The organism is Mycobacteroides sp. LB1 (assembly GCF_013449725.1).
Classification (GTDB): domain Bacteria; phylum Actinomycetota; class Actinomycetes; order Mycobacteriales; family Mycobacteriaceae; genus Mycobacterium.
On the sequence record NZ_JACCFF010000001.1, the window covers coordinates 1,703,370 to 1,721,637 of the forward strand.

An 18,268-nucleotide genomic window follows, 5' to 3' on the forward strand; every position below is an offset into this window, starting at 1 on the left:
GGACCGTCGGTTGGAGATCGCTAGGAGGCCAACTGGTCGAACGTGGGGTTTAGTCGCCCGTAGGTTTCTTCGCGGGTTTATCCGGGACGCTCGGCTTCTTCCCCGAGACGTCTCCCAGCACCTTCCTGATTGCCCCGCCCAGCCCGCGCATCACGTTCGGCTGCTTGGTCGTCGTGGACATCCCAGGCTCGGGTTTCGACGTCACGGCCGGCGCCTTCGTCAACATCGTCTGCTGCTTCGGCTTTAGGCCGGGCCGCACTGTGGGCGTTTTCGTCTGCGGGGTGGCTTCTTTGGCTTCCGTTGTCGTGGCGGCCGCACGCGGCGTGATCGGGATGGGCCTGGTCAGCGCTTCACGGATCGGCGCGACCGATTCCGCGACCGTTGTCGCCACCGCCTCCCCCGTCGCCTGCACCGCCGTCGCAACATTTCCCGTGCTGCCCAACGTCGTGAGAAATGCATTGGGCACCCGCGTCACGACGAGCGTGAGCTGCTCTGTCGAATGAAACGCCACCGCCCAAAAGACCTCAGTGCCGCGCACCGCGGCCGCCTCTAACGGCGTGTGTACGACGGGCACCGACTCCGGCCCCGGCGGGTTGGTCAACGCGTCAAAGAGATCGGAGCGCGCCTGCCCAAGAACCCCCGGGAGCTGGCCGGGCTGGGTGAGCGCCGCCTCCCCGATCCGCACGAGCCCCACCGCGATCACCTCGGTACCGAACTGTGTACGCGGCACCACCTGATCCAGATCGGTGCGGATGAGCCCGGTCCACACATCGTTGGCCGCGCCGCTCACCGTCGCGCCCGTCAATCCGAGCGCCTGTACCAGCGGCTGACCGGACTGCAGCTGCGTCACAAACGTCCCCGGCGACAGCAGAACCGCCGTCGGCACCTGGACGGCACCTTGGACGACGAAGGGACAGATCAGCGAGCAGTTCTGCACCTGGTTGGCCAAGAACTGGGTAATCAATGCGCCGGGCGGAGGCTGCACCGACGCCGCGGTGAGATCGACGTCGAACCCTGCGCTGCGCACGGACGGCCCCGGCGGAGCATTCACTCCTACGGCCGTCGCGAGTACCGCTGACGCATATGCCACCGCGAGAAGTCTCACGCAGTAACCACGAACCAACCCGCCATCGGGTTCGATCGGGGAGAAACCGGTTAAGCCCCGGCTTCCTCCGGCACATCGTGGCGTACCACCCGGACCTTGCCGCGCGGCAGGCTGGCCACATACCCGTGGTACTTGCCGTAGATCTCCCACGCCGTGTCGAAGTCGTCATGCGGCACGTCGATCACATGGTCGTCGGAGAACTCCATGTGCAGGTCACCCTGGTCGTTCCACCTGGCCTCGGTACATGTAGAACCCGAGATGTTGAAGAGCGGACGCTCCTCATCCAGGACTGCCTTCGGATCGACGCAGACGATTTCCCGTGGCCACCTCCCTGCCGGGGGCAGCGTGAGCCACATCGGCACGCCGACAACCACCTCGTTGTAGTCACCCATGCTGATTACCAATCCGTCGCGGAACATGATCCGCTGGACTGGACAACCCTCAATCCATGCTTCGGACATACCTTCACTCTGAACCCGCCACTGGGCCAGCACAAGGGGTTGACTACACAAGTTTTATTGTCGAAACTAGACGAAACGTAAACGTTATTTGTGCTGCCCGTGAACCGTCGGCAGCTACTCCTTGTGTGTAGTCCGGGCATCGTCTCCAGGCTTCCCCGGATTCGCCATGCCGATGCCGGTACCTGTGGTGACATCCTTTGCCGTGGCCTAGCATTCGCTGTGAGCTAGCAGCGTGGCTAGCACCGTGCCGGAGGGACACTCATGACAGCGGAGCTATCGGAACCTGTGGGACGGCCACGAATCACCCCGCGGCCAGCGCCGACAGCGAGTCCCCGGCTGCCCCGCCCCGGTGACTTGACCCTGCGGGAACGCACACTGACCGAAGCCTCCGCACTCACCGATATCGCCCTACGCACCGTCGGCGCGCTGTCGGTCATCGGAGTCGTGGCCCCGAGCATCGTCCTCGACCGGGAGTTCGTGGCCCGCGAGCGCGATAATCTGGCGTTTTACGGCGAGCTCGCCGCCATGGGCGATGCCAATCTGTCCTTCCCGGCACCGGAGTCCACGCCTGTGGTCTTCTCCCGCCCCGCAGGCCCGGTGGCACAAGCATTCGCGAAGGGCACCGTCGAGAACCTGGATTTCGAGAGCCCCTACCAGGCGCGCAACCCCGCCCTGGGCGACTATTGGAAACGCTTCCCGCACAATAGCATTGCCCGCGCCCAGCACTGGCGGCATGACGACGGGCCACGCCCCACCCTGTGCGTGATCCATGGGTTCTTCGGGTCACCGTATCTGCTGAACGGGGTGTTCTTCACGTTGCCCTGGTTCTTCCGCAATGGATACGATGTTCTGTTGTACACCTTACCTTTTCATGGACGGCGTGCCGAGAAGTTTTCGCCGTTCAGCGGGGCCGGATACTTCAGCCACGGGTTCACCGGCTTCTCCGAATCAATGTGCCAGGCCGTGCACGACTTCCGGATATTCGTGAACTACCTGCGCGGCACCGGAGTTGAGAAGATCGGACTCACCGGGTTGTCCCTCGGCGGTTATACCACCGGCTTGATCTCTACCGTCGAGCCCCGAATCGATGTCACCATTCCCAATGTCCCCGTGGTGGACGTGAAATCACTGCTGCATAGCTGGATTCCGGCGGAACCCATGATCAAGCTCGCCACCAAACTCGGTCACCTGGATCAGGACCAGCTCAACGGAGCGCTGTCCTACTCGTCACCGCTCACCTATCAGCCGGTGGTGCCCAAGGAGCGACGTCTGATCATCACCGGGCTGGGCGATCGCCTAGCGCCCCCGGAGCAAGCCGAAATGCTGTGGGAACACTGGGATCGCTGTGCGCTGCACTGGTTCCCCGGAAATCACCTACTGCATGTGAATCAGGGCGACTATCTGCATCACATGACCGACTTCCTGGGCCGGTATCTGAACACCTAGCCCTTGACGGCCGATACCAGACTTATCGAGTTGAACATGTACCAGGCGCCCTCGGTCGGCGGTGGCAGCGCACGTCCGGACTGCTGAAGGAAGTCCAACAGCTCGGTTCGTTCCGAATCCCAACCATGGCAATGGAACCAGGTTCTGGCCTCACTGCGCTGCTCGTTGTAGATCAGCGAGAAGAAATCCGAATTCGCCTGGTCGCCATTTTCGTTGGCGCCCGCCACCAGCATGTCGAAGACCACGTCGGCGTAGGTCGTCATCTGCTCGATACCCACGAAGCTACCCGGAGCTGCGAGCTCGTCGATGGACTCGAAGAGTCGTTCCTGAGCGTCTGCAGGCAGGTAGATCAGCAGTCCTTCAACAATCCACGCCGAAGGAGCCGACGGATCGAAGCCCTTGTCCTGTAGCGCTTTACCCCAGTCTTCGCGGAGGTCAACAGAGATCTCCTGGCGGGTCGCCTTGGCGTCGACGCCGTGCTCCGCGAGCACCTCGCGTTTGAACTGATGCACCAGAGGCTGGTCGAGCTCGAAGATCGTCGTCTCCGGAGCCCAGTCGAGCCGGTAGGCCCGCGAGTCCAGCCCCGAGGCCAGGATCACCACTTGCTTTACCCCCGCCGCAATCGCCCTACCGAAGTACGCGTCGAAGTAACGTGTGCGAGCCCCTTGGAAGCTCACGAAATACTGCCCGAATTCCTCGGAACGTAACGGGTGTTCGGGCACGCCGCCCGCGACGAGGTCGGACCATTCCCCGCCCGCGGCACGGCAGAACACCTCCGCGTACTGGTCGACCGCCAGAGGAGCAGGTTTCGTGGCCTCAAGCGCCCGACTGGCCGCCACGAATAGGGCGGTCGAGCCGACGCTTGTGTTGATGTCCCAGGTGTCCCGATCGGTGCGCATGGCCGCGAGCGTACTCCCCAAGTGTGACAACCAGCTTGACATGCATGGGCGCAGCGATGACGAGCTAGTAGGCCCCGTCGCTGCGCGCCACCGCACGGAATGTGCGCCACAAGATCGACACGTCGGACACCATGGACCAGTTCTCGACGTACGACAGGTCCAGACGCACCGCCTCATCCCACGGCAGGTCCGACCGTCCGCTGACCTGCCACAGACCGGTCATACCGGGCTTGACCAGCAGGCGACGCTTGATGACGTCGGTGTACTCCTCCACCTCGCGGCGCAGTGGCGGCCGCGGGCCCACCAGGCTCATCTCACCGCGCAGCACATTGAACAGCTGGGGCAGTTCATCGAGGCTGGTGCGGCGCAAGAACCGGCCCACCAGGGTGACCCGCGGATCCTCACGCATCTTGAAAAGCGGTCCGGCGCCGTCATTTTGGGTCATCAGCGTAGCGACCATCTGATCCGCGCCGGCCACCATGGACCGGAACTTGATCATGCGGAAGGGGTTGGATCGCACGCCGATGCGCTCGGCCGTGTAAAACACCGGTCCGCGCGACTCCAGCTTCACCGCAAGGGCGCAGGCCAGCAGGACGGGACTGAATCCAATGATGAGCAGCAGGGCGCCGAGCCGGTCGAAGAGAACCTTGTGTAGCCGAGAAGCACCCTCGTACTGGGGCTCTGCGAGATGAATCAGCGGCATCGACCCGGCCGGACGCACCCGTACCCGCGGCTGGTCGACGTCGAACACGCCGGGTGACACCAGCAGGTTGACCCCGATCTCACTGAGGCGCCAGGCGAGCTCGCGCATCTTCTCCGGACCGAGCTGTTCGGTGGCGGTGACCGCCACGGTATCCGCGCCTGCCTCCATCACCGCTGCGACGATGCGGTCCTCCGAACCCAGGATGGGAATCACCCGGTCGACGACCTCGATGTTCTGGCCCGGCGCGCCGAGATACCCGGGGACGCACACGCCGACGACGCGGTACCCGAGCGCGGTGTCGCGCCCGAAGTTCTCGGCCAGGTTGAGCGCTGCGGCGTCACCGCCAAGCACCACGACCTTGAAGATCTGCTTGCCGCGGGCACGCTGCCGATTAAGCCAACTGCGACTGAGCTTCCGGTTGAGCAGCAGGAAGACGATTCCGACGATGAGGGACATCCCCATCGCGAAACGCGAGACGTTGAATTTGAACAGCACGCTGACGATGGTGAACAGGCCGAACATATGGAACGTCGCGCGCAGCACCCGCTGGTATTCCTCGCCACCGCTGCCCATGAGGTACGGGTCCCTGCTGCGGTACACGCCCAGTAACAGTGCCCAGTAGCAAAAGAACCCGATCCTGATCCACAGCTCGGCGGGAGTCATCGGGTTGGTGGCGTTGCGCAGCTCAATCCAGGTCCAGCCGGCAACCGCGACGATCAGGGTGTCCGTGGTCAGCAGCCAGCGGGTGTAACGGTCTCCCCAATGCGCCGCGCGATGCCCCGCCGAGACGTGGCCGACTGACGCTTCCGACCGGCGCGGCCTGCGCACGCTGCCGACCCGGCCCCTCAGCCGAGTAGGCGCAGGCGAGCCTTCGTTCACCGCGACCACGAGCGTGTCCTCTCAGAACAATCCCAACAGCAAAATCAAGCAGCTCGTGTCATGGAGCATCGGGTGCGGGAGATTCCGCACAGCCCTGCAATGACAACCATCGCGCGAACGACTCGGATCGGTGGCGGCGCTAAAGGGGTAAACGCCCGTTACCAGTTTCGTTCGGAACGAAATGTATCCACAGATTCGCCCTCGGGCAACATCTCACCCACGAAGGTGGGCAATTGTGATTGAGCTCACGAGGCTCGGTGGTAAATGTACAGCTGGTACTTATCCCAGGAAGGGTCATATCGCGGCAGCAAGCGCCTTGAACTGGACAAATACAGAACTCTGTCATGTCAATAAAAAGTTCATCAAGTACATACTTAGCTCGCCCCGACGTTACGTAGCGATGGTCCAGCAATGAGAAAGCTGACTTAATCCTGGCCGCTGTGCAACATGTTTGCCAGCACGCAGCAGTCTGTCCAGAACAGCCACCAGATACCCGATCATGAACTGACAGGTTTGCTCGCAAGTAGACGGGGATTCCAAATACATCTGGTAACGGCTATAACCACACGGTTAGCGGTCCGATGTGTTCCACACCACACCGCTAACTGGATACGCTTGTTAGCTCAATAGCGTTTAGACGAGGTCGCGGCCGGTGCGAATTCTCCAGTTGAGATCGATCATCAGGGCGTTGAACGGGAAACGCCGCAGCGCGTTGGGCAGCAGACGATTCATCATCGCCAGGACCGCGATGATGGCCCCGAAGGTTCGCTCGTGCGACGGGCTCCAGGGCAGCCGCATCTCGTCCCGGAACTTCTGCGGAAGGAATCCCGTCGTCATGAGTCGCGAGAAGGTACCCACCGGCCGACGCAGGAAAGGCGGCACCGCGACTGCCGCCGACGCGATCCGGTACAGATACGGGCGCACGTGATCGTCGATGTGAACGAGGTCCAACGACTGCTCCCAATACGTGTCGTACTCCTCGCACGACTTCGGCCACATCGCCAGGGGCATCTGCAGCGTGGTTCCCATGACGGCGCCATCCTTTAAACACCGCTCGGCCATATCAGCCGTCATCGGACCCACGAATGCCTCGTACACGTCGACGAATCCCTTATAGAGGCAGATCGCGACCCACTTCTGCAGGTCGGGGTCGAAGGCGTTGTATTGCACCGCGTCTTCGGGGGCCGAACGCACCTGCGCGTGTGACCGGTTGGTCGCCTTCCGGAATGCGGCCTTCTGCTCGGGGGAGCCCATCGTCGCGACCGCCAGATAGGTGAAGGTGGTGCGGGCTCGCTTGACGGGATGCAGATCGGCACGGCCGCTCTCGACCTTGCTGTCGACCACGCCATACCCCACGCCGGGGCGCGCCAACTGCATGATGACGTTGGCCGGACCCGCCAACAGGGCCAACCCCATCATGTTGTCGACCATCGTGGGCTGACGCCGCCAGGACCACCACGGCGAGAGACGCGCGACCGGTGGCACCGGCTCGTTGCGACGGGTACGCGAGCCAGGTCCGCCATCGCCAACAGCCTGCTCGCCTATGTCCAGTGCCCGTTCGATCGTCATCGTTGACCCCTTATATCTGCGAACGCTTGTTCTCAAATATCGTCCAGAGTGTGTCCGGCTGTCAAGATGTATGGGTGACGTCATCGCGGGTGTACGGGGGCGTGGAGGCTCCAGATCGCCGGGCCGAGCGCCGGAACCGACTCTTGGAGGCCGGCCTTGACCTGCTCACGTCCGGTCCCGCACCGAACCTGACGGTCCGCGGCGTGTGCAAGCAGGCAGGTGTGGTGGCGCGGTACTTCTATGAGAATTTCACCGACCTCGACGAACTGACTGCGCAGGTGTACGACGGTGTGATCGGCCAGGTCGCCACCTCAACACAAAAGGCCGTAGACGCCGCGCCGTTACGCGGGAAGACTGCGGCAGGTATCGCCAATATCGTGCACGCCATCGCCGAGGACCCTCGGATAGGCCGCCTACTCTTCGGCAGCAATTCGGCTAATTCGGTTATCGCACAACGTCGCAGCGCCGCCGAGCAGCTGTTCGCGACCCTCTCCGGCCAACACCTGAACAAGACTTATCAGCTCGCCAACGACGAATCAATGCGCGCTGCAGCCTATTTCGCGGTCGGCGGCGTCGGGCAGACGCTGGCCGCCTGGGTATCCGGCCAGCTGAACCTGGGCACAGAAGAACTCGCCGAAATACTCACCCGACTCCTGGAACCGATCAGGCGTTAGCGATTTCCCGCGGGGTGCGCTCCGCGGCCGTCTTCGGCGCAACACCTATATCCGCGGCGGTGAACTCCTTTGTCCAGCAGGCGAACTCAAGTGTTATGCCGTCCGGATCGAGGAAGTAGAACGACCGCACGTACACGCCCGGGTGCAGCTCCCTCGAGACCTGGAACTCGCTCTCGTCGTGGTTGAGGATGGGCCCCACCCGTACGCCCTTGGCCTTGAGCTTGACGCGGTACTCGTCGAACTTCTCGGCAGGAACGTGCAGCGAGATATGGTTCATGGAGCTGACCGCGCTCACGATGTCACCGATTCCCGGAATGGCCGCGGGGGCCGATATCCCCGGAATTCCATCCGGCGCGTCTTTGAACCAGAAGAAGGCCAGACTGTCGCCACCGCCGGCATCTAAGAAGAAATGCTGGCCCTGCCCCATGGGCAGGTCGAGCGACTTGATGAGCGGCATGCCCAGCACGTTGGTGTAGAAGTCCACGGTGCGCGCCATATCCGAACACACAAGCGCCACATGGTTGAAACCACCGAACTCGAATTCGGAGTTGGGGTTGTTGGGTTTGATCATCGTCATGGGGAGCCTCCTTGATCCGACCACATGATCGCCTTGCGTTTTACGCTAACCTGAATCTAACATCAGATTCAGAAACGGGTCAATACCCTGCCGAGCAGACACGTAATGCACACATATCCAGCGATCCCTGTGCACTAAGCGTCTGCTCGCCGAATGAAGTGGAGGCGCTGCGTGACTCAACCGGTCCAGCCCACCGCACGAGGCCGTCAAACGCAGGCCGCCATCGACGAGGCCGCACGAACTGTCATTGCCCGCAAGGGAATCCTCGCCGCCACCGTCGCCGATATCGCCTCGGAGGCCGGCCGATCCACGGCATCGTTCTACAACTATTACGACTCCAAAGAAGCGATGGTCGCGCAGTGGGCCATGCGATTTCGTACCGAGGCTCAGCAGCGGGTGTCTTCGCTTGTAGCGGAGCCACGGGCGCAGACGGATAAACAGCGCGCACGTGACATCGCCACGGCGCACTGGCTCACCTGGCGCCACCAGCTGGCCGAGATGATCAGCGTGTCGCAGCTGGCCATGATCAATGCCGAATTCGCCGAGTTCTGGAGCCAAATATGTTCCGAACCCATCGATTTCCTCACCACCACCATCAAGCGCGCACAGCGCGACGGCTACAGCCCCGGCAACGATTCGCACCTCATGGCCACCGCGATCGTCTCGATGATGAACCAGTTCGCCTACCACCAGCTCAGTCAGGGCAATGCCGCCAACGTCGACGACGATGCCTGCATCGACACCCTGGCCGGAATCTGTTACCGCGCCATCTATTCCAAGGAGGTCTGCTGAATGCCCACCGAATTGACCGTCGAGCGAGAGTTCATCGGGTTGCCCTCGCCAACCGCCGGGCGCAACGGCGCCGGCGGGCATCCGTGCCAGGGTCTGTACCACCGGGCGGCCGGGACCAAGCCCAAAATTGCCTTCATCGCCACCCACTATCAGATCGATTTCTCCGAGCACTACATCGCTGAATACCTGGCCCGCCATGGGTACGGATTCCTGGGCTGGAATACCCGATTTCGCGGATTCGAAAGTCACTTCCTGCTCGACCACGCGCTGGTCGACATCGGCGTGGGCGTCCGCTGGCTGCAGGAGCAGGCCGGTGTGGAAACCGTCTTGCTGCTGGGCAATTCGGGTGGCGGATCGCTGATGTCTGCATACCAGTCGCAAGCGGTGGCTCCCAAGGTGACGCCACTGGCGGGCATGCGTCCGGCCGAAGGTCTCGACAGCCTGCCCGCAGCTGCGGGCTATGTCGCCAGCGCCGCACACCTCGGCCGTCCCGATGTCCTGACCGACTGGATGGACGCCTCGGTGATCGATGAGAGCGATCCGGCCTCCACCGACCCGGCACTCGATCTGTTCAACGAGCAGAACGGGCCGGCCTACTCCCCCGAATTCGTCGCCGCCTACCGCGAGGCACAGGTGGCACGCAATCACCGGATCACCGCCTGGGCTGTCGACGAGCTCGCGCGGGTGCGCGCGGCCGGTTTTAGCGACAGCGCCTTCACCGTGCACCGCACCTGGGCCGACCCGCGCATGGTCGATCCCACGCTGGAGCCCACGAAGCGCCCGGCCAACCTGTGCTACGCGGGAGTGCCCGTGAAGGCCAACCGCTCGACATTCGGAATCGGTTGCGCCACCACGCTGAAGAACTGGCTCGGTATGTGGAGCCTTTCTCATGCCCAGACCCGCGCGGAACCACATCTGGCCGATGTCAGCGTCCCGGCGCTCGTCATCAACGCCGATGGCGATACCGGAGTCTTCCCGTCGGACGCCCAACGCATCTACGACGCCCTGGGCTCAACCGACAAGTCCCAGGCCTCCATCGACGCCGACCACTACTTCCAGAACCCGGGCGCTCGCAAGGAGCAGGCCGATACCATCACAGAGTGGGCAAGCAAGCGGTGGGGCTGAGAGTTCTCGCCCACTTTCCGGGCGGTCCCAGGGTTCGCGAACAGCTTGCACCGCATGCCGATTGGCTCGACGTACATTTCTGCGCCGAGGATGACGACGACGCCTTCTACGCCGAGCTGCCGCACGCCGAGGTGCTATGGCATGTGCTCCGTCCACTGTCCGCCGACGACATCGCGAAGGGTGAACGGCTGCGGCTGATCCATAAGTTCGGCGCCGGGGTAAACACCATCGCACTGGACACCGCGACCGCACAGGGAGTTGCCGTCGCGAATATGCCCGGGGCCAACGCCCCATCGGTCGCCGAGGGCACCCTCCTGCTGATGCTGGCGGCGCTGCGGCAGCTGCCGCGGCTGGACCGGGAAACCCGGGCCGGGCGGGGTTGGCCCACCGATCAATCGCTCGGCGACACCGTGCGCGATATCAGTTCCTGCACAGTCGGATTGGTTGGCTACGGCAATATCGCCAAGACCCTGGAACGGATCCTGCGGGCCATAGGAGCCGACGTGCTGCACACGAGCACCGGCGACGACGGCAGTACCGGCTGGCGCGGCATGGATGACCTGCTGACCAGCAGCGATATCGTCTCGCTGCATCTGCCGCTGACCACGGAGACCACCGGTCTGCTCGACACCGCGGCCCTCGCCCGGATGAAACCCGGATCGGTCTTGGTGAACACCTCCCGCGGCGCTATCGTCGACGAGGTGGCACTGGTCAACGCCCTGCAATACGGCCCACTTGCCGCAGCCGGGTTGGATGTCTTTGCACAAGAACCTGTTTCATCGCAGAACCCGTTGCTGGCACTGCCCAATGTGGTGCTCACGCCGCATGTCACCTGGTTCACCGCCGACACCATTACGCGCTACCTCAACCATGCGATCGACAACTGCCGGCGTATACATGAGGGGATGCCGCTAGCTGACCGCGTGCGCTAGGCTAGCGCCCTAAGATTTACACTAGGCAGTATTCGTAAAGAAGATTCGTACAACGAAACCACAATGGCGTGGGAGGACGAATGGGAACAGCCGTGCAACTCGCGGGCAAGGTCGTCGCCGTCACCGGCGGAGCACGCGGAATCGGCCGGGCCATAGCCACGGCTTTCGCCGCCGAAGGCGCAAAGGTGGCGATCGGCGATATCGACAAGAAGCTGTGTGAGAACACCGCTGCCGAGATCGGAAACGGTGCGATCGGCCTTCCGCTCGACGTCACCGATCACGGCAGCTTCGAGGCCTTCTTCGACACCGTCGCAGCCACTATCGGGCCCGTCGACGTGATCGTCAACAACGCGGGCATCATGCCGATCACCCCGTTCGACGAGGAGTCACTCGACTCCATCCAGCGCCAGCTCGATATCAACGTGCGCGGCGTCATGTGGGGCAGCCAACTCGCCATCACACGGATGAAACCGCGCGGAGGCGGCGCGATCGTCAACCTCGCCTCGGCAGCGGGCAAGGCAGGTTTCCCCGGGTTGGCGACCTACTGTGCAACCAAACATGCCGTAGTCGGCCTCAGCGAGACCTTGAGCCTCGAGTACGAGCCGGACGGAATCTCAGTGGTGTGCGTGATGCCCGGGATGGTCAATACCGAACTGATCTCCGGCCTGGACAAGCATTGGCTGCTGAAAACCGTTGAGCCGGAAGATATTGCTAATGCCGTCGTCAAGGCTGTTCGCAAGGGCACCTTTCCCGTGTTCGTGCCCAAGACGTTCGGCGGCATGTACCGGACCCTGTCGGTGCTGCCGCGCAGTACCGGTAAGTTCCTGACCCGCAAGCTCGGCATCGAGAACTTCATGCTCGCCGCGCACGGCTCGGAGGCCCGCAAGGCCTACGAAGACCGCGCCGGCCATAGCGAGCCCAGCTCCGAATAGTTCGACAAAAGAGTAAGGAATCGATTCGATGCCGATCGCCATCAACAGTGAGCATGTAGCACTCGCGGATTCCGCACATGCGTTCGTCGAACGTGTTGTGCCCTCCGAACTTCTCCACGAGACGCTTGAGACGCCGCTGCCGTGGCCGCCCCCGTTCTGGAAGGCCGCCGCCGATCAGGGTCTTACGTCTGTTCACCTCGCCGAGTCTGTTGGTGGCCAAGGATTTGGCGCGCTCGAATTGGCGATTGTGGTGGCCGAGTTCGGACGAGGCGCCGTACCCGGACCGTTCGTTCCCTCGGTGATAGCCAGCGCCCTCATCAGCGCCCACGATGCCAACCATCCGCTACTCAACGATCTGGCCTCGGGCGCATCCATCGCCACCTTCTCCGCAGGCTCGTTGTTCACCGGAACGCCTTCCGGCGACGGTCTCACCATCGATGGACAGGCACGCTCGGTGCCATCGGCGGTATCGGCGGCCTACGTGGTGGCTCCAGTCTCTGTCGGCACCGATCGCGTGTGGGTGGTCCTGAGCGCCGATGACGTCACCCTCGACCCGCAGCAGAGCGTCGATCCGCTGCGACCGGTCGCGCATGTGACGGCGGCCGGGGCGCAGGTTCCCGCCGATCGCGTACTGGCCAACCTCACCGACGCTCGCGCCACCAGCATCATCTCCACGATTGTGTCCGCCGAGGCCGTCGGTGTCGCCCGCTGGGCGACCGATATCGCATCCGAATACGCAAAGGTGCGTGAACAATTCGGCCGACCCATCGGGCAGTTCCAGGGCATCAAGCACAAGTGCGCCACCATGGCGGCCCTCACCGAGCGCGCCACCGCGGCCGTGTGGGATGCCTCCCGCGCTCTCGATGACGCCGACGAAACACCCGGGGTGGTGGAGTTCGCGGCGTCAGTGGCAGCGACACTCGCCCCGGCGGCGGCCCAGCAGTGCGCTCAGGACTGCATCCAGGTGCACGGCGGTATCGGCTACACCTGGGAGCACGATGCCCACATCTACTACCGCAGGGCACTGGGTCTCATTGCGGCCCTGGGCCGTTCCGGCGGCGCACCGGCGGGTGTGGTTCGCACGGCCCTCGAGCACGGACTGCGCAAGGTTGATATCGACCTGGCACCGGAAACCGAGGCCCTACGCGAAGAGATTCGTGCCGAGGTCGCCGGTCTGAAGGAGATCCCGTCCGGCAAGCGCAACGCGGCCATCGCCGAAGGCGGATGGGTGCTGCCGTACCTGCCCGTGCCGTGGGGACGGGCCGCCTCGCCCATCGAGCAGGTCATCATCTCGCAGGAATTCCTCACCAGAAAGGTGCGCCGGCCCCAGTTGGGCATCGCCACCTGGCTGGTGCCATCCATCGTCGCGTACGGCACCGAGGAGCAGAAGGAGCGGTTCCTGCCTCCCACTTTCCGCGGCGAAATGATCTGGTGCCAACTGTTTTCCGAGCCCGGTGCCGGGTCGGACCTCGCGGCTCTGTCCACCAAGGCGGTCAAGGTGGACGGCGGCTGGCGTCTCACCGGCCAGAAGATTTGGACCTCGGTGGCCCAGTTCGCCGACTGGGGCGCCTGCCTGGCCAGGACGGACCCAAGCGCCCCTAAACACAATGGCATCACCTACTTCCTCATAGACATGAAGAGCGAGGGCGTCACCGTACGGCCGCTGCGCGAGATGACCGGTGGCGCGCTGTTCAACGAGGTCTTCATCGACGATGTGTTCGTGCCCGATGAGCTGGTTGTCGGCGAGGTGGACCGTGGCTGGGAGGTCAGCCGTAACACCCTTACGGCGGAACGGGTTTCGATCGGCAGTTCCGATCTGCCGTTCCTGGCGAGCCTGGATGATCTGGTGAAGTTCGTCGGTGAGCACGAGCTCAGCGAGGTCGCGCGTGACCGGGCGGGGCAGCTCATCGCCGAAGGACACGGGGTGAGGCTGCTGAACCTGCGCTCCACACTCCTGACCCTCGCCGGCGGTGACCCCATGCCTTCGGCCGCTGTCTCCAAGCTGCTGGGCATGCGCACCGGACAGGGCTACGCCGAATTCGTGGTGAATCACTTCGGACAGGACGGTGCCATCGGCGATTCCTCGCAGGAACCCGGACGGTGGGCCGACTATCTTCTGGCCAGCCGCGCCACCACCATCTATGGCGGCACCTCCGAAGTGCAGCTGAACATCATTGCCGAGCGACTGTTAGGACTGCCGCGTGACCCGTAACTCCGCTACCGAAACCGCCTGGCGTGCACACGAGGATTTCTTCAGCACCTCCGATGGCACCCGGATCGGTTTCTCCGACACCGCAAATCGTGCGGCGGGCCACGATGGTCTTCGCGCAAGCGGCTCATCCCCGGTAACAGTTCTGTTCCTGCACGGGTGGACACAAAACCGCGAGGCATGGGACGACGTCGCCGGGCCGCTGCACGAACGCAACCCGGAGCTGCGCATCATCGGGATCGACCATCGCGGACACGGTAAGTCGGATCCCGCGCCCGAAGGCACCGTGAACGTTCCCCAACTGTCCACGGATGTCGCCGACTTCATCAACACCGAGATTCCCACGGGACAGATCCTGATCGTCGGTCACTCGATGGGTGGCATGACGATGATGGGTCTCGGAGAGCATCATCCCGACCTCGTGGCGCAACGTGTTTCCGGTGCGATATTCGTCGCCACCTCGGCAGGGCGGCTGCTACACCAACTCCGAGTGGTCCCGCCGGTATTCGAGGTCGTCAAGGCGGTGGTCCTCGGTGTCGTGGCGCAGGGGTGGTTCCTCAAGCAGGGCTACCTGATGCGCCCCATCATCTCGACGCTGGTGTTCGGGCGTGACCCACGACCCTATGACGTGAGCCGGGTATGGGACCAGATCCGCTCGGGCACCCCGCGAAGCTACAAAGACGCCGCCGAGAGCATGGTGCTTCACGAAGACCTGACCGAGGGTCTGTACACGTACCGCGGCAAGCCCGTCGCGGTACTTGCGGGCGCACGCGATTTCCTCACTCCGGCAGGTGATTCCCGCACTATCGCGGCCATGCTTGATACCAAGGAGCTGCGCACGTATCCCGGTTCGGGCCATATGCTGCCCAATGAACGTGCCTGCGAGGTGGTCAACGAGATTGTCACCGTGCTCGAAGCGATGGGGACCGGAGTCGCTGCCGTTGGCGCCGGCGAGGCTGCGATTTAGAGTCGGTCGACTTCGACCGTCACACCCGACGCCACGCGGAGCCGTTTCAGCAGCGGGTCGCCCATAGCGGCCGCAGGCGTCAAAACCCCTAACCGGTCAGGCAATTCGCTGCGATCGAGCGCCAGGGTCAAGGCACTCTCACCGAGCAGTACCGCGGTTGCCTTGTACCCGGGATCGCCTTCCTGTGCGATCACCGCTCGATACCGCACACCCTCGGTTGTCGTGGTGTAGGTCTCGACGCGGTAGTGACCCTTGTCCCGGGTGCGCTCGCTGGGACCGGAGCCCGGCTTCGGCAGCAGGCGCTGGGCAATGAACTTCGGCATCGGCATCCGCGTTCCCAACCCGAAACCCATCGTCAGAAAACCTGTTATGGCCGCCGCGGCAACCGGAGCGACCACCGAACTACCCAGGCTCATTGCCTCCCGGTACCGCATGCGGGTGCCATAGCCCCAGTCCAGTAGCGCGTTACTACGCCGCACGATCCGAGTATTGACCGGTCCCATGAAGAAGGCACCCAGCCATTTGCCCTTCAACTCCGGCGCGATGGATTCGCCACGGAGTGTTTGGAATTCACGCTGGCGCCCCAATTCGGGCTCGGCGGGGCGGTCGGGGCTCAGCGAGTACGGGTCCTGAGAGTTGCGGCGCACCTCCGGGTCTTCGGCGCTTGCCTCCATGACCTCGACCATCGATGCCGCCGTACCACCACTGATACCGCCGCGGAACTTGCTCAGCACATAAGTTGTCTCAAGCAGCTCGCCGGTGCCGTCTTCCTGAGCCTGCCGGTACAGCGCGTACACGCTCAGATCCGATGGGATGGAATCGAATCCGCAGCAATGCACGATCCTGGCGCCGGTATCAGCAGCCTGCTTGCCGTAGACGTCGATGCTCTCCCGGATGAAGTTGACCTCACCGGTGAGGTCCGCGTAGTCGGTTCCCGCCTCCACGCAGGCCGCCACCAGCGGCAGCCCGTACTTCGTGTACGGCCCGACGGTGGTGACGACCACCTGGGTGGACGCCGCCATTGCCGCTAACGTCGCCGGCCTCGTCGTGTCGGCCTCGATCAGCGGCCAGTCTCGTGCCGCGGGACCACACGCATCACGCACCGCGGCAAGCTTTTCGGTATTTCGACCGGCCAGCGCGATGCGCGCCCCGGTGGCCTCGACCCGTCCGGCCAGGTAGAGCGCGGTCAACTTCCCGACGTAACCCGTCGCCCCGTACAGAACGATGTCGTGTTCCCGAGACATTTGCTACACCTCCAGTTCGCGCAGCTGGCGCTTGAGAATTTTCCCGGAAGGGTTGCGCGGCAAGATATCCAAGAAGACGACATCGCGCGGCACCTTGTACCGGGCCAGGTTGTCGCGGACATAGGCGCGGATGGCATCTGCGTCTACCGTCGACTCCGGGTGGCGCACCACGAAGGCGCGCAACCGCGCTCCCCAGTCGGGGTCGTCGACGCCGAGCGCGGTGGCCTCGACGACATCCGGGTGCCCGCTGATCAGGTCCTCGATCTCGGCGGGGAACACGTTCTCGCCGCCGGAGACGATCATTTCGTCATCGCGCCCGGAGACATACAGCAGCCCGTGCTCGTCGAAGTAGCCGACGTCACCGCTGGACATGAGCCCGTCGATGATCTGCTTATGGCCCCCGCCCGTGTATCCCTCAAAGGGGATGGCATTGCCAACGAAGATCCGGCCGATGGTTCCCTGCGGAACCGGCTTTCCGTCGTCGTCAAGAATTTTCACGGTGGCACCCTTGACCACGGGCCCCACTGTGGCCGGGTTGATGGCGAGGTCCTGCGGGCGCGCGATGGTGGCGAACGCCACCTCGGTGGAACCGTACAGGTTGTAGATCACCGGTCCCAGGGTGTCCAGGGCACGGCTGGCAAGTTCGCCGCCCAGCTGCGAGCCCGATACGAAAGCGATACGCAGAGAGGACAAGTCGGGCTTGGTCTCGGTCTCGTCGAGGGCGTTGAGCAGCCTGTTCAACATCACGGGCACCACCACGATCGCGGTTACTCGATACTTCTCGATATCGGCAAGCACGTTCTCCGGCTTGAACTTCCGATGCAGGATGAGGGTGCAGCCCAGCGATAGCGCAAGGCTCTGATGCAGATAGCCGAGCGCATGGAACATGGGTGCGGGCACCGACGTGATCTCACCGGACCGGAACGGGACATGCGAGAACATGCCACCGACCGGCGCCAGCGTGAGTGCCAACTTTCGCGGCGCACCCTTTGGAGTGCCGGTGGTGCCGCTGGTAAGGATGACCAAGGACGAGTACTTCGCGGGACGCGGCGCAGGCGTCGTGCTGTTGCGCTTGATGACGGACTCGACGGTCTCGTCATCGGAGGCGACCTGGTCAGGGTTCTCCGGGTTGGTGGACAGCGCCGTCAGCCGGCCCAGCTCCGGGCTGTACCCATCCAGGAATTCGGTGTACTCCGCGTCGTAGATGAGCAGGCGGGCGCCCTCACGGTCGGCAACCTCTTTGGTCTGCGGGCCGGAGAAGTCGGTGTTGAGCAGGATGACGCGGGCGCCGGCGCGGTGTGCGGCGTAGTTGGCGATGATGAACCAGCGATGGTTACGCGCCAGGATCGCGACCCCGTCGCCGCCCTTGATGCCCAGGCGGATCAGCCCGTGCGCGAGTGCATTGATGCTGTCGTTCAGTTCGGCGTAGGTGATGGAGCCCTCGTCGTCGACTATCGCGGTCTGGGTGGGGCTACGGTGCGCGGCAAATGACGGCACAGCACCGATCTCGCCGAACCGGTAGAGATCGCGGCCAATCGCGGCGAGCACATTCGGCGGGTCCAGCTTGAGCATCCCGGCCTCGATGACCTTGCGGAGATAGTGCAGCTCAGCACCCCCGCGCTTCGCGAGATTCTGGAGCTTCGAGAAGAGCGGCCGTTCGGCGGTGATCGACATGTTCGACAGCCTATGTGACCTCGCTCTCAGCGTCACGGCCAACCGGTCGGTCGAGGGCACGGCACCAACTACCCCGGGAA

At 63.6% G+C, this 18,268-nt stretch carries 16 protein-coding genes; 8 read left to right on the forward strand and 8 right to left on the reverse strand.

The features are described 5' to 3' along the window. Window positions 1-49: 49 nt before the first annotated feature. Window positions 50-1,051, reverse strand: coding sequence for a hypothetical protein (locus tag MLB1_RS08300; RefSeq protein ID WP_180749767.1), 1,002 nt, complete (start codon window positions 1,049-1,051; stop codon window positions 50-52). Between the two features lie 104 nt (window positions 1,052-1,155). After that, a complete protein-coding gene (locus MLB1_RS08305) occupies window positions 1,156-1,566 on the reverse strand; it encodes a DUF6188 family protein (RefSeq protein ID WP_180749182.1) in 411 nt (136 codons plus the stop codon). Between the two features lie 261 nt (window positions 1,567-1,827). Between MLB1_RS08305 and MLB1_RS08310 the strand changes: the two genes are divergently transcribed. Then, entirely contained in the window at window positions 1,828-3,012 is a 1,185-nt protein-coding gene (locus tag MLB1_RS08310) for a prolyl oligopeptidase family serine peptidase (protein ID WP_180749183.1), read from the forward strand. Here MLB1_RS08310 and MLB1_RS08315 read toward each other — a convergent pair. The 3 genes from MLB1_RS08315 to MLB1_RS08325 form a co-directional block, all read right to left on the reverse strand. Then, window positions 3,009-3,911, reverse strand: coding sequence for a class I SAM-dependent methyltransferase (locus MLB1_RS08315; RefSeq protein ID WP_180749184.1), 903 nt, complete (start codon window positions 3,909-3,911; stop codon window positions 3,009-3,011). The two genes, MLB1_RS08310 and MLB1_RS08315, sit on opposite strands and share 4 nt — an antisense overlap. A gap of 64 nt (window positions 3,912-3,975) precedes the next feature. After that, complete coding sequence (locus MLB1_RS08320; protein WP_371750596.1) at window positions 3,976-5,493, reverse strand: sugar transferase; 1,518 nt, start codon at window positions 5,491-5,493, stop codon at window positions 3,976-3,978. A gap of 633 nt (window positions 5,494-6,126) precedes the next feature. Further along, a complete protein-coding gene (locus MLB1_RS08325; RefSeq protein ID WP_180749185.1) occupies window positions 6,127-7,062 on the reverse strand; it encodes an oxygenase MpaB family protein in 936 nt (311 codons plus the stop codon). Window positions 7,063-7,136: 74 nt separating this feature from the next. Between MLB1_RS08325 and MLB1_RS08330 the strand changes: the two genes are divergently transcribed. After that, a complete protein-coding gene (locus MLB1_RS08330) occupies window positions 7,137-7,736 on the forward strand; it encodes a TetR-like C-terminal domain-containing protein (protein ID WP_180749186.1) in 600 nt (199 codons plus the stop codon). Here the strand turns inward: MLB1_RS08330 and MLB1_RS08335 are convergent. After that, on the reverse strand, window positions 7,726-8,307 hold the full coding sequence (locus tag MLB1_RS08335) for a VOC family protein (protein WP_180749769.1): 582 nt from the start codon (window positions 8,305-8,307) through the stop codon (window positions 7,726-7,728). The genes MLB1_RS08330 and MLB1_RS08335 overlap by 11 nt on opposite strands. Before the next feature lie 177 nt (window positions 8,308-8,484). Here MLB1_RS08335 and MLB1_RS08340 point away from each other — a divergent pair, with 177 nt between their 5' ends. The 6 genes from MLB1_RS08340 (at window position 8,485) to MLB1_RS08365 (ending at window position 15,270) form a co-directional block, all read left to right on the forward strand. After that, window positions 8,485-9,105, forward strand: a complete 621-nt coding sequence (locus tag MLB1_RS08340; protein WP_358145605.1) for a TetR/AcrR family transcriptional regulator — start codon at window positions 8,485-8,487, stop codon at window positions 9,103-9,105. Continuing rightward, entirely contained in the window at window positions 9,106-10,230 is a 1,125-nt protein-coding gene (locus MLB1_RS08345; RefSeq protein WP_180749188.1) for an alpha/beta hydrolase, read from the forward strand. Continuing rightward, window positions 10,206-11,162, forward strand: coding sequence for a 2-hydroxyacid dehydrogenase (locus MLB1_RS08350; protein WP_371750574.1), 957 nt, complete (start codon window positions 10,206-10,208; stop codon window positions 11,160-11,162). Before MLB1_RS08345 ends, MLB1_RS08350 begins: the two co-directional genes overlap by 25 nt. A gap of 80 nt (window positions 11,163-11,242) precedes the next feature. Then, complete coding sequence (locus MLB1_RS08355; protein WP_180749189.1) at window positions 11,243-12,094, forward strand: SDR family oxidoreductase; 852 nt, start codon at window positions 11,243-11,245, stop codon at window positions 12,092-12,094. A 28-nt stretch (window positions 12,095-12,122) separates the two neighbouring features. Then, the gene (locus tag MLB1_RS08360) at window positions 12,123-14,306 is read left to right on the forward strand and encodes an acyl-CoA dehydrogenase (protein ID WP_180749190.1); all 2,184 of its coding nucleotides are present in this window, start codon (window positions 12,123-12,125) and stop codon (window positions 14,304-14,306) included. Next, entirely contained in the window at window positions 14,296-15,270 is a 975-nt protein-coding gene (locus MLB1_RS08365) for an alpha/beta fold hydrolase (protein ID WP_180749191.1), read from the forward strand. Before MLB1_RS08360 ends, MLB1_RS08365 begins: the two co-directional genes overlap by 11 nt. On the opposite strand, the gene MLB1_RS08370 is transcribed toward MLB1_RS08365, so the two are convergent. Further along, window positions 15,267-16,514 carry a saccharopine dehydrogenase NADP-binding domain-containing protein gene (locus MLB1_RS08370; protein WP_180749192.1) on the reverse strand — a complete coding sequence of 416 codons (1,248 nt, stop codon included), beginning with the start codon at window positions 16,512-16,514 and terminating at the stop codon, window positions 15,267-15,269. The two genes, MLB1_RS08365 and MLB1_RS08370, sit on opposite strands and share 4 nt — an antisense overlap. Before the next feature lie 3 nt (window positions 16,515-16,517). After that, a complete protein-coding gene (fadD2, locus tag MLB1_RS08375) occupies window positions 16,518-18,188 on the reverse strand; it encodes a long-chain-fatty-acid--CoA ligase FadD2 (RefSeq protein ID WP_180749193.1) in 1,671 nt (556 codons plus the stop codon). Window positions 18,189-18,268: the final 80 nt, after the last annotated feature.

Bases quoted from the DNA above. Each gene is read 5' to 3' on its own strand.
- MLB1_RS08305 (WP_180749182.1), bottom strand. From the start codon at position 1,566: ATGTCCGAAGCATGGATTGAGGGTTGTCCAGTCCAGCGGATCATGTTC.
- MLB1_RS08310 (WP_180749183.1), top strand. From the start codon at position 1,828: ATGACAGCGGAGCTATCGGAACCTGTGGGACGGCCACGAATCACCCCG.
- MLB1_RS08315 (WP_180749184.1), bottom strand. From the start codon at position 3,911: ATGCGCACCGATCGGGACACCTGGGACATCAACACAAGCGTCGGCTCG.
- MLB1_RS08325 (WP_180749185.1), bottom strand. From the start codon at position 7,062: ATGACGATCGAACGGGCACTGGACATAGGCGAGCAGGCTGTTGGCGAT.
- MLB1_RS08335 (WP_180749769.1), bottom strand. From the start codon at position 8,307: ATGATCAAACCCAACAACCCCAACTCCGAATTCGAGTTCGGTGGTTTC.
- MLB1_RS08345 (WP_180749188.1), top strand. From the start codon at position 9,106: ATGCCCACCGAATTGACCGTCGAGCGAGAGTTCATCGGGTTGCCCTCG.
- MLB1_RS08355 (WP_180749189.1), top strand. From the start codon at position 11,243: ATGGGAACAGCCGTGCAACTCGCGGGCAAGGTCGTCGCCGTCACCGGC.
- MLB1_RS08360 (WP_180749190.1), top strand. From the start codon at position 12,123: ATGCCGATCGCCATCAACAGTGAGCATGTAGCACTCGCGGATTCCGCA.
- MLB1_RS08370 (WP_180749192.1), bottom strand. From the start codon at position 16,514: ATGTCTCGGGAACACGACATCGTTCTGTACGGGGCGACGGGTTACGTC.
- fadD2 (WP_180749193.1), bottom strand. From the start codon at position 18,188: ATGTCGATCACCGCCGAACGGCCGCTCTTCTCGAAGCTCCAGAATCTC.